Annotated in this window: 17 protein-coding genes; 7 read left to right on the top strand and 10 right to left on the bottom strand. The window is 70.8% G+C overall.

Going from position 1 to position 20,237, the window contains the following annotated elements; translation table 11 throughout:
• Positions 1 to 124: 124 nt before the first annotated feature.
• From dxs to ACTWQO_RS15155, 3 genes are all read left to right on the top strand, one after another.
• Positions 125 to 2,044 carry a 1-deoxy-D-xylulose-5-phosphate synthase gene (gene dxs, locus ACTWQO_RS15145; protein ID WP_443237827.1) on the top strand — a complete coding sequence of 640 codons (1,920 nt, stop codon included), beginning with the start codon at positions 125 to 127 and terminating at the stop codon, positions 2,042 to 2,044.
• A 148-nt stretch (positions 2,045 to 2,192) separates the two neighbouring features.
• A complete protein-coding gene (locus ACTWQO_RS15150; protein ID WP_443237828.1) occupies positions 2,193 to 3,719 on the top strand; it encodes an amino acid permease in 1,527 nt (508 codons plus the stop codon).
• A 122-nt stretch (positions 3,720 to 3,841) separates the two neighbouring features.
• Positions 3,842 to 4,126 carry a hypothetical protein gene (locus tag ACTWQO_RS15155; RefSeq protein WP_443237829.1) on the top strand — a complete coding sequence of 95 codons (285 nt, stop codon included), beginning with the start codon at positions 3,842 to 3,844 and terminating at the stop codon, positions 4,124 to 4,126.
• On the opposite strand, the gene ACTWQO_RS15160 is transcribed toward ACTWQO_RS15155, so the two are convergent.
• Together ACTWQO_RS15160 and ACTWQO_RS15165 are read right to left on the bottom strand one after the other, a co-directional pair.
• Complete coding sequence (locus ACTWQO_RS15160) at positions 4,095 to 4,469, bottom strand: NTP pyrophosphohydrolase (RefSeq protein WP_443237830.1); 375 nt, start codon at positions 4,467 to 4,469, stop codon at positions 4,095 to 4,097. The genes ACTWQO_RS15155 and ACTWQO_RS15160 overlap by 32 nt on opposite strands.
• Before the next feature lie 311 nt (positions 4,470 to 4,780).
• Complete coding sequence (locus ACTWQO_RS15165; protein WP_443237831.1) at positions 4,781 to 5,671, bottom strand: NAD(P)-dependent oxidoreductase; 891 nt, start codon at positions 5,669 to 5,671, stop codon at positions 4,781 to 4,783.
• Between the two features lie 196 nt (positions 5,672 to 5,867).
• Between ACTWQO_RS15165 and ACTWQO_RS15170 the strand changes: the two genes are divergently transcribed.
• Complete coding sequence (locus ACTWQO_RS15170) at positions 5,868 to 6,884, top strand: hypothetical protein (RefSeq protein WP_443237832.1); 1,017 nt, start codon at positions 5,868 to 5,870, stop codon at positions 6,882 to 6,884.
• Between the two features lie 66 nt (positions 6,885 to 6,950).
• Here ACTWQO_RS15170 and ACTWQO_RS15175 read toward each other — a convergent pair whose 3' ends face one another.
• From ACTWQO_RS15175 to ACTWQO_RS15195, 5 genes are all read right to left on the bottom strand, one after another.
• A complete protein-coding gene (locus ACTWQO_RS15175) occupies positions 6,951 to 9,077 on the bottom strand; it encodes a 3-hydroxyacyl-CoA dehydrogenase NAD-binding domain-containing protein (protein WP_443237833.1) in 2,127 nt (708 codons plus the stop codon).
• Positions 9,074 to 10,300: a thiolase family protein gene (locus tag ACTWQO_RS15180; protein ID WP_443237834.1), complete on the bottom strand. Its 1,227-nt coding sequence runs from the start codon at positions 10,298 to 10,300 to the stop codon at positions 9,074 to 9,076. The genes ACTWQO_RS15175 and ACTWQO_RS15180 overlap by 4 nt, the downstream gene beginning before the upstream one ends.
• 246 nt (positions 10,301 to 10,546) lie before the next feature.
• Entirely contained in the window at positions 10,547 to 11,848 is a 1,302-nt protein-coding gene (locus ACTWQO_RS15185) for a ribonuclease D (protein ID WP_443237835.1), read from the bottom strand.
• 187 nt (positions 11,849 to 12,035) lie between these two features.
• A complete protein-coding gene (locus ACTWQO_RS15190) occupies positions 12,036 to 12,698 on the bottom strand; it encodes a response regulator transcription factor (RefSeq protein ID WP_155059374.1) in 663 nt (220 codons plus the stop codon).
• Positions 12,699 to 12,922: 224 nt separating this feature from the next.
• On the bottom strand, positions 12,923 to 13,588 hold the full coding sequence (locus tag ACTWQO_RS15195) for a DUF3000 domain-containing protein (RefSeq protein ID WP_443237836.1): 666 nt from the start codon (positions 13,586 to 13,588) through the stop codon (positions 12,923 to 12,925).
• A gap of 198 nt (positions 13,589 to 13,786) precedes the next feature.
• Between ACTWQO_RS15195 and hemE the strand changes: the two genes are divergently transcribed.
• Positions 13,787 to 14,854, top strand: coding sequence for a uroporphyrinogen decarboxylase (gene hemE, locus ACTWQO_RS15200; protein WP_443237837.1), 1,068 nt, complete (start codon positions 13,787 to 13,789; stop codon positions 14,852 to 14,854).
• A gap of 1 nt (position 14,855) precedes the next feature.
• Here hemE and ACTWQO_RS15205 read toward each other — a convergent pair whose 3' ends face one another.
• Positions 14,856 to 15,680 carry a rhomboid family intramembrane serine protease gene (locus tag ACTWQO_RS15205; protein ID WP_443237838.1) on the bottom strand — a complete coding sequence of 275 codons (825 nt, stop codon included), beginning with the start codon at positions 15,678 to 15,680 and terminating at the stop codon, positions 14,856 to 14,858.
• 119 nt (positions 15,681 to 15,799) lie between these two features.
• Here ACTWQO_RS15205 and ACTWQO_RS15210 point away from each other — a divergent pair, with 119 nt between their 5' ends.
• Positions 15,800 to 16,117: a hypothetical protein gene (locus ACTWQO_RS15210; protein ID WP_362952240.1), complete on the top strand. Its 318-nt coding sequence runs from the start codon at positions 15,800 to 15,802 to the stop codon at positions 16,115 to 16,117.
• Positions 16,118 to 16,199: 82 nt separating this feature from the next.
• Here ACTWQO_RS15210 and ACTWQO_RS15215 read toward each other — a convergent pair whose 3' ends face one another.
• Both ACTWQO_RS15215 and ACTWQO_RS15220 read right to left on the bottom strand, forming a co-directional pair.
• On the bottom strand, positions 16,200 to 17,597 hold the full coding sequence (locus tag ACTWQO_RS15215) for an FAD-dependent oxidoreductase (RefSeq protein WP_443237839.1): 1,398 nt from the start codon (positions 17,595 to 17,597) through the stop codon (positions 16,200 to 16,202).
• Between the two features lie 41 nt (positions 17,598 to 17,638).
• Positions 17,639 to 18,610: a DUF4349 domain-containing protein gene (locus tag ACTWQO_RS15220; RefSeq protein WP_443237840.1), complete on the bottom strand. Its 972-nt coding sequence runs from the start codon at positions 18,608 to 18,610 to the stop codon at positions 17,639 to 17,641.
• Positions 18,611 to 18,772: 162 nt separating this feature from the next.
• Between ACTWQO_RS15220 and hemG the strand changes: the two genes are divergently transcribed.
• Positions 18,773 to 20,233, top strand: coding sequence for a protoporphyrinogen oxidase (gene hemG, locus ACTWQO_RS15225; RefSeq protein WP_443237841.1), 1,461 nt, complete (start codon positions 18,773 to 18,775; stop codon positions 20,231 to 20,233).
• The last annotated feature ends 4 nt before the right edge of the window (positions 20,234 to 20,237 follow it).

The following is a 20,237-nucleotide window of genomic DNA, read 5'->3' on the forward strand; positions in this document are numbered from 1 at the left end:
ACAACTTGGGTACAGCCGATCGCGTGACGTATGACGCACCGCCCGGGCATCGGCCGCTCAGGCGGAACATTAGACTCGACAGGCCCGGCAACAGCTCGATCAGCTCTACTGCAAGGAGGCACGGGTGCCGCTGCTGACCCGCATCAGGGGACCGCGTGATCTGGACCGGCTCAGCCTGGAGCAGCTGGACCAGCTGGCCGAGGAGATCCGGAACTTCCTCGTCGACGCCGTCTCCAAGACCGGCGGCCACCTCGGCCCGAACCTCGGTGTGGTCGAGCTCACCATCGCGCTGCACCGGGTCTTCGACTCGCCCAAGGACAAGGTGCTCTGGGACACCGGCCACCAGTCCTATGTGCACAAGCTGCTCACCGGCCGCCAGGACTTCAGCAGGCTGAAGATGAAGGGCGGTCTGTCGGGCTACCCCTCGCAGGCCGAGTCCGAGCACGACGTCATCGAGAACTCGCACGCCTCCACGGTCCTCGGCTGGGCCGACGGCCTCGCGAAGGCGAACGAGATCCGCAAACGCGACGACCACGTGGTCGCCGTGATCGGTGACGGCGCCCTGACCGGCGGCATGGCCTGGGAAGCCCTCAACAACATCGCCGAGGCCAAGGACCGCCCGCTCGTCATCGTGGTCAACGACAACGAGCGGTCGTACGCGCCCACCATCGGCGGTCTCGCCAACCACCTGGCCACGCTGCGGACGACCGACGGGTACGAGCGCTTCCTCACCCGGACGAAGGAAATCCTCGACCGCACGCCCGTCGTCGGCAGGCCGCTCTACGAGACTCTCCACGGCGCCAAGAAGGGCCTGAAGGACTTCATCGCGCCCCAGGGCATGTTCGAGGACCTCGGCCTGAAGTACGTCGGCCCGATCGACGGCCACGACATCGAGGCCCTGGAGTCGGCGCTGGCCCGTGCCAAGCGCTTCGGCGGCCCGGTCATCGTGCACTGCCTCACCGAGAAGGGCCGCGGCTACCAGCCCGCCCTCCAGGACGAGGCCGACCGCTTCCACGCCGTCGGCAAGATCCACCCCGACACCGGTCTGCCGATCGCCTCCTCCGGCGCCGACTGGACCTCCGTCTTCGGCGAGGAGATGGTCAAGCTCGGCAAGGAGCGCGAGGACATCGTCGCCATCACCGCGGCCATGCTCCAGCCGGTCGGCCTCGACAAGTTCGCCAAGACCTTCCCGGAGCGGGTCTACGACGTCGGGATCGCCGAGCAGCACGGCGCCGTCTCCGCGGCGGGCCTGGCCACGGGCGGTCTGCATCCGGTGTTCGCGGTGTACGCCACATTCCTCAACCGGGCCTTCGACCAGGTCCTGATGGATGTCGCCCTCCACAAGTGCGGTGTGACGTTCGTACTGGACCGGGCCGGTGTCACCGGCACCGACGGCGCCTCCCACAACGGCATGTGGGACATGTCGATCCTCCAGGTCGTCCCCGGGCTGCGGCTGGCCGCCCCGCGCGACGCCGACCAGGTCCGCGCCCAGCTGCGCGAGGCCGTCGACGTGACCGACGCGCCGACCGTGGTCCGCTTCTCGAAGGGCGCCGTAGGCCCCGCCGTACCCGCCGTGGGTCGCGTCGGCGGCATGGACGTACTGCGCGAGCCGGGGACGGAGACGCCGGACGTGCTCCTCGTCTCGGTGGGCGCCCTGGCGCCGATGTGCCTGGAGATCGCCTCCCTGCTCGACAAGCAGGGCATCTCCACGACCGTCGTCGACCCGCGCTGGGTCAAGCCGGTCGACGAAGCCATGGCCCCCCTCGCGGAGCGGCACCGTGTGGTCGTCACCGTCGAGGACAACTCCCGCGTCGGCGGTGTCGGTTCGACGATCGCCCAGGCCCTGCGCGACGCCGGCGTCGACGTCCCGCTGCGTGACTTCGGCATCCCGCCGCGCTTCCTCGACCACGCCTCCCGCAAGGAGGTCATGGCCGAGATCGGGCTGACCGCACCCGACATCGCCCGCCAGGTCACCGGACTGGTCTCCAAGCTGGACGGCCGTTTCGACCGCCCGGAGGCCACCGTCGAGCCCGCGCGCGACTAGCACCTCACCCCGCGTCCGGATGGGCCGGTTTCACCACCGCGAAGGGTGGTGAAACCGGCCCATCCGTGTGAAACGAACCGCGCCGGGGCATACGCACCACGCCCCCTCTCGATCATGTCGAGGACGACACAGCGTGGGAGGTACGCCCGTGAGCAGCACCCTCTTCAGGACGAAGAAGGTCGAGCAGTCCATCCTCGATACCGAGGAACCCGAGCACGCGCTCAAGAAATCCTTGTCCGCGCTCGATCTGACGGTGTTCGGCGTCGGCGTCATCATCGGCACCGGCATCTTCGTTCTCACCGGCACGGTCGCCAAGAACAACGCCGGTCCCGCCGTCGCGCTGGCCTTCGTCGCGGCCGGCGTCGTCTGCGCGCTCGCCGCGCTCTGCTACGCCGAGTTCGCCTCCACGGTCCCGGTGGCGGGCTCGGCGTACACGTTCTCGTACGCCTCCCTCGGTGAACTGCCCGCCTGGATCATCGGCTGGGACCTGGTCCTGGAGTTCGCGCTCGGCACGGCGGTGGTGGCCGTCGGCTGGTCCGGCTATGTCGCCTCGCTGATGGACAACGCGGGCTGGCAGCTGCCCGAGGCGCTCGGCACCAGAGACGGCGCCGACGGTTTCGGCTTCGACATCCTCGCCGCCGCGCTCGTCCTGCTGCTCACCGCCATCCTCGTGGTCGGCACCAAGCTCTCCGCGCGGGTCACCTCGCTCGTCGTCGCCATCAAGGTGACCGTCGTGCTGACCGTGATCATCGCGGGCGCCTTCTTCATCGACGGCGACAACTACGACCCGTTCATCCCGAAGGCGCAGGCCGTGGAGGCGGGAGAGAACCTGCAAGCCCCGCTCATCCAGCTGATGTTCGGCTGGGCGCCCTCCAACTTCGGCGTGATGGGCATCTTCACCGCCGCCTCCGTCGTCTTCTTCGCCTTCATCGGCTTCGACGTCGTCGCCACGGCCGCCGAGGAGACCAAGAACCCACAGCGCGACATGCCCCGCGGCATCCTCGGCTCGCTCGTCATCTGCACGGCCCTGTATGTCGCCGTGTCGATCGTCGTGACCGGCATGCAGCACTACACCGACCTGTCCATCACCGCCCCGCTCGCCGACGCCTTCAAGGCCACCGGGCATCCCTGGTTCGCGGGCTTCATCAGCTTCGGCGCCGCGGTCGGCCTGACGACGGTCTGCATGATCCTGCTGCTCGGCCAGACCCGGGTCTTCTTCGCGATGAGCCGTGACGGACTGCTGCCGCGCTTCTTCTCCCACGTCCATCCAAAGTTCAAGACCCCGCACCGGCCGACCATCCTGCTCGGCGTGCTCATCGCGATCCTCGCCGGCTTCACCCCCCTCAGCGAACTCGCGGAGCTGGTGAACATCGGCACGCTGTTCGCCTTCGTGGTCGTCGCGATCGGCGTGATCATCCTGCGGCGCAGCCGCCCCGACCTGCACCGGGCCTTCCGCACCCCGTGGGTGCCGTTCATCCCGATCCTGTCCGTGTGCGCCTCGCTGTGGCTGATGCTCAACCTGCCCGCCGAGACCTGGGTCCGCTTCGCCGTCTGGATGGCCGTCGGCTTCGTCGTGTACTTCGTCTACGGCCGCTCCCACAGCCGTCTCGGACGGCACGAGGAGACGAAGGTCAGCGACGTGCTGAAGCCGCCGAAGCCCGGAGACGCCCAGTAGCCGACCGAGCCACCGAACCGACCCCGCAGGCCCGCTCCGGCGGAGACCGCGGGGTCGGTAGGCTCGCCGGACACGTACCCGACCGGAACGGCGAGCCAGCAGTGATCCGAGACCTGTACAACGTGCGATACACGGGAGGCGAGGGGCCCACCCCGCTCACCGAGGAGGAGGAACAGCGCACCAGGTCCGCCCTGTTCCACGAACTCGGCCACCAGATCGCCGAACGCGGCTGGACCCGCTTCCCCGCCTACACCCCGCAGGAGCGCCGCCGTCTGGTCGACGTGGCCCAGCGCCTCACCGCCCACTGGGGGCAGCGGGTGACGGTGGAGGCCGAGGACCAGTGCGGGATGCGGCTGTCGCTCGCCGGGTACGGGATCACCGGCGGCGGATCGACCGGGGGCCGGTGACCTCCGCTCCCAACTCCGTCACCCGGCGCCGCAGTTCACGGTCGGCCGTGACGACGAGACAGTCCCGACCGCCCGCCCGAGCGACCAGCTCGACCATATGGTCGTCCCCGCTCCCGCTCGCCCCCTCGACCCGCACGCCGGGCACGGACTCGACCCCCCGAGCGGCCCCCTCGACCACGAGCACGATCTCCACGGGCCCGGAATGCCCCGGCACCCCATCGGCAGCCAGCACATCCCGCAACCGCTCCGCGGCCCCCCGCCGATCCCGCCACCACCCATCAGGAACCGACCCGACGACATTGGCGGCATCGACGATGAGAAGCAGCGACGGTTCGTCATCCATGGGGCCAGGGTCGCACGCGGGACAACACTGAAGCTGCGGGCAGGCGTCCCGCCAAGCTGCGGGCATGCGTGCCCCGTAGGGCGGCGCCTCCCGCCCCAAGCTGCGGGCAGTCGTGCCGCCTGGGACGGCGCCCACCCGGCAGGCGGCGTGCAGGCTCCGCCAAGCTGCGGGCATTCGTGCCGAGTGGAGCGGCGCCCCCCGCCCCAAGCTGCGGGCATGCGTGCCGCCTGGGGCGGCACGGGTGGGCGCAGGCGGCACCCCGTCAGCGCCGGGCTGCGCGACCTACCCCCGCCCAGCCCCCACCCCGGCGCTCAGTCCTCCGACTTCTCGTCAAAGCTGGCGAAATACGCGGCCACCATGTCCTCGCCCCCATGCCCCTGCACAACCGCCCGCTCCAACCGCTCCGCACCGGCCGCCGCGACATCCAGCCGCACCCCCCGCCGCTCACCCGCCTCGACAATCAGCCGCGCATCCTTCGCCGCGGTCGCCACCGCGAACTGCGGGGGCGTCAGCCGCCCCTCGAGCACGAGCCCGGCCTTCGCCCGCAGATACCCCATGTCGAGCGGCCCACCCGCGATGAGGTCGAAGAACCCCTGCGGATCCACCTCAAGCGCCTTGGCCAGCGCCAGCACCTCACCGGTGGCGTTGGTCGCGGCGATCACCCAGCTGTTGGCCACCAGCTTCAGCCGCGTCGCGGTACCCGCCGCCCCGTCCTCCCCGGTCCACACGGTGCGCGCACCGACCGCGTCGAACACCGGCGTCACGGTCTCCCGCCCCCGCTCCGGCCCGGCAGCGAGCACGGTGAGCTGCCCGGCCTCGGCGGGCTGCCGGGTGCCCAGCACGGGCGCGTCGTAGAACACCAGGTCGTGTCCCTGGGCGAAAGCGGCCAGATCGGCGATCGAGTCGAGACCGGCGGTGGTGGACTGCATCCAGACGGCACCGGGACGCAGGCCGGGCGCCGCCTCGTCCATGACGTCCAGCGCGGCGGGACCGTCGTACAGCATGGTCAGTACGACATCGGCGCCCCGGACTGCGTCGGCGGGCGTGTCGGCGATGTACGCACCGTCGGCGGCGAGGGGCTCCGCCTTGGCGCGGGTGCGGTTCCAGGCCCGCACGGCGAGCGAGGACTTCGCGAGGTTACGGGCCATCGCGGCCCCCATGATCCCGGTGCCCAGGACGCTCACGGTCAGCTGGTCGGTCATCTGCGTCAACTTTCTGTGTCGCGGGTGTGCGGGAGTGCCACGTCTGTACAACGTAGGGGAATGCCTGCCCGGTTGCGGCGCCGGAAGACGCGGACGACGCCGTCCGGCCGCGCAGGAGAAGTGCCGGCCCCGCACGGCTGTGACCAGGCGGGGGGCCGATCCCCGGTACGCGGTTCGCCCCGAATAGAGTGAGGCGGTGAACGGCGACTGGTTCATCCGCGGCCGCGACGGCCGCCTCGGCGTCTACTGGCCGTCGGACGACGCCGTCCTGTGCCGGGCGGAAGGCGTCCCCGGCGGCCCGTGGGACGCCCCGCGCCGCGTGGGCGGCGAGCAGAGTGTGCAGGCGGGCTTCGCGGTCGGCCAGGGCGCCGACGGCTACGCCCATCTGGTCGCCTGGCGGCCCACTGTGCAGGGCGAGTCGGGCCTGGTGCACTCCACACACTTCCGGCCCCTGCTCGCGCCCCTGGACTGGAACCCGATCGGCCACCCCACCAAGAAGGGCGAGCGGACCGGTACGCCGGCCGTCGCGGTCGACGCCGAGGGACGGGCGTACCTCTTCGTCCGCAATCACGGCAAGGGCGTCCACACCATCAACCAGAAGGAACGCGGCGGCTGGAACGGCTGGCACAACCTCAGGGGCTCCAGGGTGCACGAGGAACTCGTCGCCGTCACCGGGGAGTCGGGCCTCGTCGAGGTGTACGCCACCAACCCCGACGGGATCCTGAGCTGGCATCAGCCGGAACCCGGCGCCCGTCCGGTCGCGGCCGATCCCCTGCCCGTGCGCATCGAGCCGGGCACGCTGAGCGCGCTGCCGACGTCGAAGGAGCACACGACGCTGTTCTTCGCGGACCCCGAGGGCATGCTGTACGCGTGGCGGCCGGGCGGCGACCCGGTCGCGCTCATCGCCGCCGTGGGCCCCGGCCCGGTGGCCACCCTCCGCTGTGTCCTGGACGGCCACGACTGCACCCTGCTCGCGCAGCGCTCGGCCTCCGGCCGGGTGGCCTTCGCCGCCTACCCGACCGAACAGGAGTCGGCGGGCCTGTGGTGGACGGAGTCCGGCCCGCAGCTCCCGGCGGGCACCCAGGTCGCCCTGGCGGAGGACGCCGAGGGACGCGTCGTGGCCGCCAGCATGACCCCGGACGGCGTCCTGCGCCTCGCCCGGCAGAAGGACGAGCCCGGCCTCGCGCTCGCCGCCTGGCAGGAAGACCTCTAGCCACGACAACGCCGGTGCCCCGCACACCGGTTGGCGTGCGGGGCACCGACGTACATCACCAGCGGTTTATACGGGGACGCTGGCCGCGCCCGCTTCCAGGAACCGCTTCCCGTTCACGCGCTCCGACACGCCCTCACGGTCCAGGTACGGCGTGATGCCGCCCAGGTGGAAGGGCCAGCCGGCGCCTGTGATCAGGCAGAGGTCGATGTCCTGGGCCTCGGCGACGACACCCTCGTCGAGCATGAGCCCGATCTCCTGCGCCACCGCGTCCAGGACGCGCGCCCGCACCTGCTCCTCGGTCAGGACGACATCGCCCTGCTTGAGCAGCGCGGCGACCTCGGGGTCGAGCTCGGGCTTGCCGCTGTCGTAGACGTAGAAGCCGCGCTTGCCCGCCTTGACGACGGCCGTGAGGTTCGGAGAGACCGTGAAGCGGTCCGGGAAGGCCCGGTTGAGGGTCTCGGACACGTGCAGACCGATCGCGGGACCGACCAGCTCAAGGAGCACCAGCGGGGACATCGGCAGACCGAGCGGCTCGACGGCCTTCTCGGCGACCTCGACCGACGTGCCCTCGTCGATGACGTTCTGGATCTCGCCCATGAAGCGGGTGAGGATGCGGTTCACGACGAACGCCGGGGCGTCCTTCACCAGAACCGCCGTCTTCTTCAGCTTCTTGGCGACGGCGAACGCCGTGGCCAGCGAGGCGTCGTCGGTCTGCTCGCCGCGGACGATCTCAAGGAGCGGCAGCACCGCGACCGGGTTGAAGAAGTGGAAACCGACGACCCGCTCGGGGTTCTTCAGCTTCGACGCCATCTCGCTCACCGAGAGGGACGAGGTGTTGGTGGCGAGGATCGCGTGCGCCGGGGCGACCGCCTCGACCTCCGCGAACACCTGCTGCTTGACGCCGATCTCCTCGAAGACCGCCTCGATGATGAAGTCCGCGTCCGCGAAGCCCTCGGCCTTGTCCAGGACACCGGTGACCAGCGTCTTCAGGCGGTTGGCCTTGTCCTGGTTGATACGGCCCTTGCCGAGCAGCTTCTCGATCTCGGCGTGGACGTAGCCCACACCCTTGTCGACGCGCTCCTGGTCGATGTCGGTCAGCACGACCGGCACCTCCAGGCGGCGCAGGAACAGCAGCGCGAGCTGAGAGGCCATCAGACCGGCGCCCACGACACCGACCTTGGTGACCGGACGCGCCAGGTTCTTGTCCGGGGCGCCGGCCGGGCGCTTGCCGCGCTTCTGCACCAGGTTGAACGCGTAGATACCGGCACGCAGTTCGCCACCCATGATGAGGTCGGCGAGTGCCTTGTCCTCGGCGTCGTAACCCTGCTGGAGGTCGCCGTTCTTGGCGGCGGCGATGATGTCGAGGGCGCGGTAGGCGGCCGGAGCGGCCCCGTGCACCTTGCCGTCCGCGATGAAACGGCCCTTGGCGACAGCCTGGTCCCAGGCCTCACCGCGGTCGATCACCGGACGCTCGACCTCGACGTCGCCCTTCAGCACCTGGGCGGTCCAGATCAGCGACTGCTCCAGGAAGTCGGCGCCCTCGAAGATGGCGTCGGCAATACCTAGGTCGAAGACCTGCTGGCCCTTGAGCTGCTTGTTCTGGTTGAGGCTGTTCTCGATGATCACCGAGACGGCCTTGTCGGCGCCGATCAGGTTCGGCAGCAGCGTGCAGCCGCCCCAGCCGGGGACCAGGCCGAGGAAGACCTCGGGGAGCGAGAAGGCGGGCAGCGCCTTGGAGACGGTCCGGTACTCGCAGTGCAGACCGACCTCGACGCCACCGCCCATGGCCGCGCCGTTGTAGTACGCGAAGGTCGGCACCGCGAGGCCCGCGAGACGCTTGAAGACCTCGTGGCCGCCCTTGCCGATGGCCAGCGCGTCGTCGTGCTTCTTCAGCAGCTCGACGCCCTTGAGGTCGGCGCCGACCGCGAAGATGAACGGCTTGCCGGTGACACCGACACCGACGATCTCGCCGGCCGCGGCCTCCTGCTCGACCTGGTCGATGGCGGTGTTGAGGTTCGCCAGCGAGGCCGGGCCGAAGGTGGTCGGCTTGGTGTGGTCGAAACCGTTGTCGAGCGTGATCAGCGCGAAGCGCCCGGCGCCGTACGGCAGGTCGAGGTGGCGTACGTGCGCCTGGGTGACGACCTCGTCCGGGAAGAGCTCGGCCGCGCCCTTCAGGAGTTCAGCGGTGCTCACTTGTTGCCTCCGGCGTCCTTGTGGTGCGGGTTCTCCCAGATCACCGTGGCGCCCATGCCGAAGCCGACGCACATGGTGGTGAGGCCGTAACGGACCTCCGGCTGCTCCTCGAACTGGCGGGCCAGCTGCGTCATCAGGCGGACGCCGGAGGAGGCGAGCGGGTGACCGTAGGCGATGGCGCCGCCGTACTGGTTGACGCGCGCGTCGTCGTCGGCGATGCCGTAGTGCTCGAGGAAGGCCAGGACCTGGACGGCGAAGGCCTCGTTGATCTCGAAGAGGTTGATGTCCTCGATCGACAGACCGGCCTGGGCCAGCGCCTTCTCGGTCGCCGGGATCGGGCCGTAGCCCATGACCTCCGGCTCGACGCCCGCGAACGCGTACGAGACAAGGCGCATCTTGACCGGCAGGTTGTGCTCGCGGGCGAAGTCCTCGCTCGCGATGATCGACGCGGTGGCGCCGTCGTTCAGACCGGCCGCGTTACCGGCGGTGACCCGGCCGTGGACACGGAACGGGGTCTTCAGGCCGGCCAGGTTCTCCAGCGTCGTACCCGGGCGCATCGGCTCGTCGGCGGTGACCAGGCCCCAGCCCGTCTCACCGGCCTCCGGGGTGGTCCGGCGCACCGAGATCGGCACCAGGTCCTGCTGGATCTTGCCGTTGGCGTACGCCTTCGCGGCCTTCTCCTGCGAGCGCACGGCGTATTCGTCGGCGCGCTGCTTGGTGATGGTCGGGTAGCGGTCGTGCAGGTTCTCGGCGGTCATGCCCATGAACAGGGCGGACTCGTCGACCAGCTTCTCGCTGACGAACCGCGGGTTCGGGTCCACGCCCTCGCCCATCGGGTGGCGGCCCATGTGCTCGACACCACCGGCGATGACGGCGTCGTACGCACCGAAGGCGATGGAGCCCGCGGTGGTGGTGACCGCGGTCAGCGCACCGGCGCACATGCGGTCGATCGAGTAGCCGGGCACCGACTGCGGCAGACCGGCGAGAATGCCCGCCGTACGGCCGAGGGTCAGGCCCTGGTCGCCGATCTGCGTGGTCGCGGCGATGGCGACCTCGTCGATCTTCTTCGGGTCGAGACCGGGGTTGCGGCGCAGCAGCTCCCGGATCGCCTTCACGACAAGGTCGTCGGCACGGGTCTCGTGGTAGATGCCCTTCGGGCCCGCCTTGCCGAACGGGGTGCGGACGCCGTCGACGAAGACGACGTCCCTGACGGTACGAGGCACGATGGCTCTCCTCCAGAGGTGCGGGATCTGCACTGCTGCGTCGCGCAAGCGCTGAGCGCGCGCTCAGGCCCATGCTACTTGTGGGTAACGTAGCTGCACACCCCTGGCAGGGGGAGCGGCGAAGGTCACATTGAAGTCGGCAGTGCTGAAGCGCCCCACAGGGGCGCGGGGCTGTATCGATTTGCGGCTCCGCCGCGTGGGCGCGACCAGCCACAGACAACCCGCAGCCGCCCACAACACAGCCGCCTACGGCGCCTTCGCGGACAAAGCCTCCACAAGCACCGGAGTCACCAGCTCAACCTGCCAGGCCCGAGCCCCGAACCCGGCCAGAGCCGCCCCCACCGCCCCGGCGTCAGCCGGAACCGGCGGCTCCCAGCAAACCCTCCGCACCGTGTCCGGCGTGATCAAGTTCTCCTGCGGCATGTTCAGTTCCTCGGCCAACGCCGAAACCCCGGCCCGGGCCGCGGACAACCGAGCGGCCGCGGCCGGATCCTTGTCGGCCCAGGCCCGCGGCGGCGGAGGCCCGGTGACGGGCTGCCCCGGCTGCGGCAACTGCGCGTCGGTCAGCGCCTTCGCGCGATCCACCGCCGCCTGCCACTGCTCCAGCTGTCGCCGCCCCATCCGGTGCCCGAACCCGTTCAGAGCGGCCAGCGCGTGCACATTGGCCGGAAGAGCGAGCGCGGCCTCCACGATGGCCGCGTCACTCAGCACCTTGCCGGGTGACACATCCCGGCGCTGCGCGATCCGGTCCCGCGTCTGCCACAGCTCGCGCACGACGCCCAGCTGCCGACGCCGCCGCACCTTGTGCATCCCGGACGTACGACGCCAGGGATCCTTGCGCGGCTCGGCGGGCGGCGCCGCCGCGATCGCCGCGAACTCCTGGTGGGCCCACTCCAGCTTGCCCTGCCGGTCCAGCTCCTTCTCCAGCGCGTCCCGCAGGTCGACGAGGAGTTCCACATCCAGCGCGGCGTACCGCAGCCACGGCTCGGGCAGCGGGCGGGTGGACCAGTCGACGGCCGAGTGCCCCTTCTCCAGGACGAAGCCGAGAACGCCCTCGACCATCGCGCCGAGCCCGACCCGCGGGAACCCGGCCAGCCGCCCGGCCAGTTCGGTGTCGAACAGCCGCGTCGGCACCATGCCTATTTCCCTGAGGCAGGGCAGATCCTGTGTGGCGGCGTGCAGCACCCACTCCACGCCGGACAGCGCCTCGCCGAGGCCGGAGAGGTCGGGGCAGTCCACCGGATCGATCAGCGCGGTGCCCGCGCCCTCGCGGCGCAACTGGACGAGATAGGCACGCTGTCCGTAGCGGTAGCCGGAGGCGCGCTCGGCGTCGACGGCGACGGGGCCGGAGCCGGCCGCGAAGGCGGCGATCACCTCGGCGAGCGCGGCGTCGTCGGCGACGACCGGCGGAATACCGTCACGCGGTTCGAGCAAAGGGATCGGTTCAGGGTTCGGCGCCCCCGTAACAGAAGATCCGCCGTCGTCCGGAGGGGCGCCTCCGGTGGTTCGCAGTGAGCTGTCTGCTGCGGTCTCTTGGGCGTCGGTCACATGTCAAGGGTATCTGTGTATGGACAGCGCCCGTCGACGGAACGTTCCGTCGACGGGCGCTTGAGGGTCGTAAACCAGTCAGGTCGGTGAAAGATCCGGTTCACGACGCATGGGGTTGGTGAGGCGGGACCAGCGGCCGATCCCGTTCATGGGTTCACGGAGGTGAATACGGCGGCTCGGTTCGGGCTCAGTGGATGATTCCGGTGCGCAGGGCCACCGCGACCATGCCGGCGCGGTCGCCCGTGCCGAGCTTGCGGGCGATACGGGCGAGGTGGCTCTTGACGGTCAGGGCGGACAGGCCCATCGAGACGCCGATCGCCTTGTTCGACTGGCCCTCCGCCACCAGTCGCAGCACCTCGACCTCACGGCCGGACAGCTCTCGGTAGCCGCCCGGGTGGCTCGGGGCACCCGGGGGGCGGCGGTGCATACGGGCGGCGGCGGCGCCGATGGGGGCGGCGCCCGGTCGGGTGGGGAGCCCGACGGTCGTACGGGTGCCGGTGACGACGTAGCCCTTGACGCCACCGGCGAGGGCATTGCGTACGGCGCCGATGTCGTCGGCGGCGGAGAGGGCGAGGCCGTTGGGCCAGCCCGCGGCGCGGGTCTCCGACAGGAGGGTGAGGCCGGAGCCGTCGGGCAGGTGGACGTCGGCGACACAGATGTCGCGGGGGTTGCCGATGCGGGGACGAGCCTCCGCGATGGACGAGGCCTCGATGACGTCGCGCACACCGAGCGCCCACAAGTGGCGGGTGACGGTGGAGCGGACGCGGGGATCGGCCACGACCACCATGGCGGTCGGCTTGTTCGGGCGGTAGGCGACCAGGCTTGCGGGCTGCTCGAGGAGAACGGACACCAGGCCTCCTGGGGTGCGGGGACGACTTCTAGGTCACAGTCGTCTTCGGCACCAAACCTCTGTTTCTTTAGAGAAAGATCACGATCTAGTGAGTAACAATCAGGGCAATTCGGACAGGCTGTCGATCGCTCGATGAGCGAATCGGTTCGTTCGAGGGCTCGTTCATGACTGAAAGTGGCCGTATCGACAAAGTGAGGAAGCGGCATCGGCCGTTGGGGTGGCCGTCAGCGTGACTGCGGTCCCCGTCGCTGCGGCAGCGTCACCACGGAAGCGTCGCCCGGACCGGCCGGCGGCAGGCCCGCGACCTGGGCGAGCAGATCGCACCAGGACGCCAGGTGAGCCGCCGCGTCCGGGACGCCGCCCAGGCCCTCACGCGGCGTCCAGGAGGCGCGGATCTCGATCTGCGAGGCCGACGGGCGCTCGGCAAGGCCGCCGAAGTAGTGCGAGCTCGCGCGCGTGACGGTGCCGCTCGGCTCGCCGTACGTCAGTCCGCGCGCCTGCAGCGCACCGGTCAGCCACGACCAGCACACCTCGGGCAGCAGCGGGTCGGCGGCCATCTCCTGTTCCAGTTCCGCGCGCACCAGCGTCACCAGCCGGAACGTGCCCCGCCAGGCGTCGTGTCCGGCCGGGTCGTGCAGCAGCACCAGGCGGCCGTCGGCCAGATCCTGGTCGCCGTCGACGACCGTGGCTTCCAGTGCGTGGGCGAAGGGGGCCAGGCGCTGGGGCGCGCGCGTCGGCTCGACCTCGACCTGCGGCCGCAGCCGGGCGGTGCGCAGCGCGTCGACGGCGGCGCGGAAGGGGGGCGGAGCGGTGTTGTCATGCCCAGCGTCCTCCTTCGCGTCGTCCATTCCGTCAGTGCCGTCCGACAGTTGTCCCTGAGCCGCAGCCATGCGGTGCAGATTAAGCGGAACGGGGGCTGGGTGCAGGGTAGACACCCTTGCCTGGGGTGGTTTGGTCGCCTACGGGGAGGGGTGGTTGCTGTTGTGGGGCGGGTGCGGGCGGTCTGGGGCTGGTCGCGCAGTTCCCCGCGCCCCTGGGTTGGCTGCCCTCGGACTGGGTTGTCAGGCGGGCGTGCGAGACTCTTCGTCGTGAGCGTCAATGACAGCCCTGCGGGCAAGCAGCCGACGGTGACGTATGACTCCGCCTTCATGAAGGCGTGCAGGCGGGAGAGCGTGCCGCATACGCCGGTGTGGTTCATGCGGCAGGCCGGGCGCTCGCTGCCGGAGTACCGCAAGGTGCGCGAGGGCATCCCGATGCTCGAGTCCTGCATGCGGCCCGAGCTGGTCACCGAGATCACCCTCCAGCCGGTGCGCCGGCACAACGTGGACGCGGCGATCTACTTCAGCGACATCGTCGTCCCGCTCAAGGCGATCGGCCTCGACCTCGACATCAAGCCCGGCGTCGGCCCGGTCGTCGAGCAGCCGATCCGCACCCGCGCCGACCTGGCCCGACTGCGCGACCTCACCCCCGAGGACGTCAGCTACGTCACCGAGGCCATCGGCCTGCTCACCCGCGAGCTCGGCCAGACCCCGCTCATCGGTTTCGCGGGCGCGCCGTTCACCCTCGCGAGCTACCTCGTCGAGGGCGGCCCGTCCCGGACGTACGAGAACGCCAAGGCGATGATGTACGGCGACCCCGAGCTGTGGGCCGACCTGCTCGACCGACTCGCGGACATCACGGCCGCCTTCCTGGAGGTCCAGATCGAGGCGGGCGCCTCGGCGGTCCAGCTGTTCGACTCCTGGGTCGGCGCGCTCGCCCCCGCCGACTACCGGCGCTCGGTCATGCCCGCCTCGGCGAAGGTGTTCGAGGCGGTCGCCGGGTACGGCGTCCCACGCATCCACTTCGGTGTCGGCACCGGCGAGCTGCTGAAGCTCATGGGCGAGGCCGGCGCGGACGTCGTGGGCGTCGACTGGCGCGTCCCGCTGGACGAGGCCGTCCGCCGTGTCGGCCCCGGCAAGGCGCTCCAGGGCAACCTCGACCCGACCGTCCTGTTCGCCTCCACGGAAGCCGTCGAGACCAAGACCCGCGAGGTCCTCGACGCGGCGGCCGGCCTGGAGGGGCATGTCTTCAACCTCGGCCACGGCGTCATGCCGAACACCGACCCGGACGCCCTGACCCGCCTCGTGGAGTACGTCCACACGCACACCGCGCGCTGACTCACCACGTGTGCCGGGGCCGTGCCCGCCTGCCGAACAGCAGGCCGCGCGGCTCCGGTGGCGGTGGGGTGCCCTGCTTGAGCGGCCAGGCGAGCAGCATGCCGGCGAGGAAGCCGACGATGTGCGCCGCGTACGCCACCGTGCCCGCGTCGGAGATGCCCTCGCCGGACGAGTAGACGGCCTGGAGCACGAACCAGAAGCCCAGCACCAGCCAGGCGGGCAGCCTGAGCGGCAGGAAGATCAGGAAGGGCACGAGGACCCAGACGCGGGCCTTCGGATACAGCACCAGATAGGCGCCCAGCACCCCGGCGATCGCCCCGGACGCGCCGATCAGCGGTTCGCCGGAGTCGGCGTTGAGGAGTGCGAAGCCGTACGACGCCGCGTAGCCGCAGACGCCGTAGAAGAGCGTGAACCGCACATGGCCCATGCGGTCCTCGATGTTGTTGCCGAAGATCAGCAGGAAGAGCATGTTGCCGAGCAGGTGCAGCCAGCCGCCGTGCAGGAACATCGCCGTGAGCACGCTCAGTTCCGCCGACTTGTCGTAGGACGGCGGGCCGACCACGCAGCCGGGTCCCTGCCGGCCGACGGCGACGTCACCGGTGGGCACCAACTGGGGCATCTGATGGTGGATCAACTCCCTTGGCACCGCCGCGTAGTGGTCCAGGAAAGCCTGGAGGTTGCAGAGCTGGGCCAGGCTGCTGTCTCCCGCCACGGAGCCGGCTATGCCCGGCATGGACAGGAAGACGACCACGTTCGTGGCGATCAGCGCGTACGTCACCCAAGGAGTGCGGCGCGTCGGATTCACGTCATGGACGGGGATGACCACAAGGAAGTAGTGCCCCCGATGAGGGCGGTGAATCGGTGAACGTCGCCGGGGGAGTGTGCGTATGTCTCTTCAACCGCCCGCGGAATGGCGCTTCGCGGGGATGACGTGAGGAACAGGCGATGAACGACCGAGTGACTCCTCCCATTCATGCCTTGCCCGACGGTGAGGCCGAAGTTTCCCTGGTGCTGCATCTGCCCTGGGAGGACATTGCCCGGCTCGGCCAGGAGGCGGGGCGGCTGGCGGCGCAGATGCAGCGGCCGGTGACGTTGGATGAGGCCGTCAGCCATCGGTTGCGGTCCGCGCGGAATGCCGCGCATGCGAGGCCCTCCGGGGAGCAGCCGGCCGCGGTTGCCACGGGGTCCGTTTCTTCCTTGCCGGCGAGGCCTCCGGCGGAGCAGGCGCGTCAGGCTATTGACCGGATCAACGGGACTGGCTGACTTTCGGGGTGCGCCGTAGGGGTGTGGGTTGGATGCGGGCTGCAGGTTCGTTGTGGCTTGTCGCGCAGTTCCCCGCGCCCCTTCAGGCCTGCTGTTCTACTGCCTTTGATGCCTTTCTGGCTGCCACCAGTACCGGGTCCCAGACTGGGGAGAAGGGTGGGGCGTAGCCGAGGTCCAGGGCTGTCATTTGCTCTACCGTCATGCGTGCTGTGAGGGCTACCGCAGCGATGTCGACCCTCTTGCCCGCGCCCTCTCTGCCTACGATCTGGACGCCCAGGAGGCGGCCGGTGCGGCGTTCGGCGAGCATTTTCACTGTCATGGGGTTGGAGTCGGGGTAGTAGCCGGCGCGGCTGGTGGATTCGATGGTTGCTGAGGTGAACTGGAGGCCTGCTCGACGGGCGTCCTTTTCGCGGAGGCCGGTTCGGGCGATTTCCAGGTCGCAGACCTTGCTGACGGCCGTGCCCACGACGCCGGGGAACGTGGCGTAGCCGCCGCCGATGTTGGTGCCGATGATCTGGCCGTGTTTGTTGGCGTGGGTGCCCAGGGCGATGTGGCGTTGCCGGCCGGAGACCAGGTCGAGGACTTCGACGCAGTCGCCGCCGGACCAGATGTCGGCGTGGCCGCGTACGCGCATCGAGAGGTCGGTCAGCAGGCCTCCGTACGCGCCGAGGGGGAGGCCTGCCTGGGCGGCGAGGGTGGTCTCCGGGCGGACGCCGATGCCCAGGACGACCACGTCCGCCGGGTATTCGGCCGCCTCCGTGGCCACCGCGCGTACGCGGCCGTCCTCGCCGGTGAGGATCTTGGTGACCTCCGCGTCGTTGACCATGGTGATGCCGAGGCCCTCCATGGCCTCGTGCACCAGACGGCCCATGTCCGGGTCGAGGGTGGACATGGGTTCGCTGCCACGGTTGACGACCGTCACCTCGTAGCCGCGGTTGATGAGGGCCTCGGCCATCTCGACGCCGATGTAGCCCGCGCCGACGACCACGGCGCGCCGGCCACGCGTGCGTGCCAGGGTGTCGATCAGGGCCTGGCCGTCGTCGAGGGTCTGGACTCCGTGGACGCCGGGGGCGTCGACGCCCGGCATGTCGGGGCGGATCGGGCGGGCGCCGGTGGCGATCACGAGTTTGTCGTACGACGTCCAGGACTCGGCGCCGGAATCGACGTCACGCGCGCGTACCCGCTGTCGGTCGACGTCGATCTCCGTGACCTCGGTGCGCAGGCGCAGGTCGATGCCGCGGGCGCGGTGCTCCTCGGGGGTGCGGGCGATCAACTGGTCCCGGTCGGGGACGTCGCCGCCGATCCAGTAGGGGATGCCGCACGCCGAGTACGACGTGAAGTGGCCGCGTTCGAAGGCCACGATCTCCAGCTCGTCCGGGCCTTTGAGGCGGCGGGCCTGCGACGCCGCGGACATTCCCGCGGCGTCGCCGCCGATCACGACCAGTCGTTCCCGTGCACTCCGTGCAGCGCTCATGCTCATGCGAACACGCTACGGGGGCCGGGCATTTCAAGCCCGTACCCTCAGTCCTCGTCTTCTCCGCGGGGGCGCTCCGGTGCCGGGTGCGCCGTCGGGATCGGGCCCAGCGCGCTCATCGCGGGCGCGGGGGCCGGGCGGCGCGGCAGCCGGGGGCGGATCAGGCGCAGCCAGAGCAGGACGAGCAGCGCCGCCACCGCGGCGAACGGCAGCACCGCGGCGATCGCCATGCCGATCCAGCGCAGCACCGTCACGAACGCGTCCCAGCCGCCCGTGAGCGCGTCCACGAACCCGGGGTCGTCGTCCTCGACGGCCTTCTTCACGGGCGTCTCCGAGAGGGAAAGCGTGATGGTGGCCAGGGTCGTACGGTCTTTCAGGGACGTCTGCTGGGCGAGCAGGGACTCCAGGTCGGCCTGGCGGGTGCTCAACTCGCCCTCCAGGGTGACCACATCACTGAGCCTGGTCGCCTGGTCCATCAGCTCGCGGATCCGGGCGACGCTGGCGCGCTGCGTCTTGATGCGGCTCTCCACGTCGACGACCTGCTCGGTGACGTCCTGCGCCTTCGCCGTGCGGTCGAGGAGCTTGCCCGCGCCCTCCAGGTCGGTGAGGACCTCCTCGTACCGGTCGACGGGCACGCGCAGGATCACGCGGGTGCGCTCGTTGCCCTTCTCGTCGCGGTTGGTCGTCTCGTTGCCGACGTAGCCACCCGCGTTCTCGGCGGTCGTACGGGCCTCGTCCAGGGCCTTCGGGACGTCCTTGACCTGCACGGTCAGCGAGGCCGTGCGGATGATGTGGCTCGCGGACAGTTTGGGCGGGGCGTCGGCCTTGGCGCCGCTCGCGTCGCTTTCGCTGCCCGCGGCGCCCTCCTGGCGCCCCTCCGGTGCCGCGGCGGCCGCGTCGCCCCCGCTGCCACTGTCGGAGCTGTCGTTCGCGCCGGTGCAGCCGGTGAGCGCGAGGGCGGCGGCCAGCAGGATCCCGGCCAGCGCCTGAATCGGTCGTACGGAACGTCGTGTGCGCATGTGCGGCTACCCCCCGAGGGTCGGTGACGACTGACATCACTTCGACGCCGGGGAGGGCCCGGACGTTGGCCGCGAACGGTCCCGAAGAGGTCACGGTCGGGACTCGTGCCGGACACCCCGGGGCGGGGACGGGCTGTCAGTGGGTTCTGAGAGGCTGGGGACATGCGCGAAACGGAGACTCGTACGGGTGCGGGGCAGGTCGTCGTCATCGGGGGCGGCGTCGCCGGGCTGGCCGCCGCCCACCGGCTGGTGCGGCGTGGGGTGCGCGTGACCGTCCTGGAGGCGTCGGACCGGGTCGGCGGCAAGCTGCTGCCCGGCGATATCGCGGGCGCGCGGGTCGACTTCGGCGCCGAGTCGATGCTCGCGCGCCGCCCCGAGGCGGTGGCCCTCGCCCGTGAGGTGGGGCTCGCCGACCGCCTTCAGCCGCCCGCCACCGCGTCCGCCGCGATCTGGACCCGCGGCGCCCTGCGCCCGATGCCCAAGGGTCACGTCATGGGCGTCCCCGGCACCGCCTCCGCCCTGACCGGCGTCCTCTCCGAGGAGGGCCTGCGCCGTATCGAGCGCGACGCCGACCTGCCGCGGACCGAGGTGGGGGAGGACGTGGCCGTCGGGGCGTATGTGGCGGAGCGGCTGGGCCGTGAGGTCGTCGACCGCCTGGTGGAACCCCTGCTGGGCGGCGTCTACGCGGGCGACGCCTACCGCATCTCGATGCGCTCGGCGGTCCCCCAGCTCTTCCAGGCGGCCCGGACGCACCAGTCGCTCACCGAGGGGGTCCGCGAGATCCAGGCGAAGGCGGCCGCCGCCCAGCAGACCGGGCCCGTCTTCATGGGCATCGAGGGCGGAGTGGGCAGCCTGCCGCTCGCGGTGGCGGAGTCGGTGCGGGAGCGGGGCGGCGAGATCGTCACCGGGGCGGCCGTCACGGAGCTGCGCCGGGAGTCCTCCGGGAGGTGGCGGGTCGCCACCGGCGACCGCGTCCTGCACGCCGACGCGGTGGTCGTCGCCGTACCGGCCCCGGCCGCCGCCGGCCTTCTGCGCGCCGAGGCCCCCGCCGCCGCGGCCGAGCTCTCCGCCGTCGAGTACGCCTCCATGGCGCTGGTCACCCTCGCCTACCGCCGCGCCGAGACCGCACTCCCCGAAGGCAGCGGGTTCCTCGTGCCGCCGGTCGACGGGCGCACCATCAAGGCGTCCACCTTCGCCTCGCAGAAGTGGGGCTGGATCGCCGACCGGAACCCGGACCTCGTCGTGCTGCGCACCTCCGTCGGGCGGTACGGAGAGACCGAGATCCTTCAGCGCGCGGACGACGAGCTGGTGGACGTATCCCGGCACGACCTCAAGGCGGCGACCGGCCTCGACGCGACCCCCGTCGAGACCCGGGTCACCCGGTGGGACGACGGCCTGCCCCAGTACCCAGTCGGCCACCACGCGCGCGTGGCCCGCATCCGCGAGCACGTGGCCAAGCTGCCGGGCCTCGCGGTGTGCGGCGCGCAGTACGACGGCGTCGGCATCCCGGCGTGCATCGCGAGCGCGTATGCGGCGGTGGACCAGATCCACGGTGACCTGCGCGCTGTGCAGGACCTCACCGCCCACCCGGTGCAGAGTCCGCACGGCGGAGCGGGAGAATGAGGGA

The sequence above is a fragment of the Streptomyces sp. 4N124 genome (genome assembly GCF_052245395.1).
Lineage (GTDB): Bacteria > Actinomycetota > Actinomycetes > Streptomycetales > Streptomycetaceae > Streptomyces.

Coding starts and splice junctions, on each gene's coding strand:
- ACTWQO_RS15160 (WP_443237830.1), bottom strand. CDS start 4,469: ATGGATGACGAACCGTCGCTGCTTCTCATCGTCGATGCCGCCAATGTC.
- ACTWQO_RS15165 (WP_443237831.1), bottom strand. CDS start 5,671: ATGACCGACCAGCTGACCGTGAGCGTCCTGGGCACCGGGATCATGGGG.
- ACTWQO_RS15195 (WP_443237836.1), bottom strand. CDS start 13,588: ATGGCTGCGGCTCAGGGACAACTGTCGGACGGCACTGACGGAATGGAC.
- ACTWQO_RS15210 (WP_362952240.1), top strand. CDS start 15,800: ATGAACGACCGAGTGACTCCTCCCATTCATGCCTTGCCCGACGGTGAG.
- ACTWQO_RS15215 (WP_443237839.1), bottom strand. CDS start 17,597: ATGAGCATGAGCGCTGCACGGAGTGCACGGGAACGACTGGTCGTGATC.
- ACTWQO_RS15220 (WP_443237840.1), bottom strand. CDS start 18,610: ATGCGCACACGACGTTCCGTACGACCGATTCAGGCGCTGGCCGGGATC.
- hemG (WP_443237841.1), top strand. CDS start 18,773: ATGCGCGAAACGGAGACTCGTACGGGTGCGGGGCAGGTCGTCGTCATC.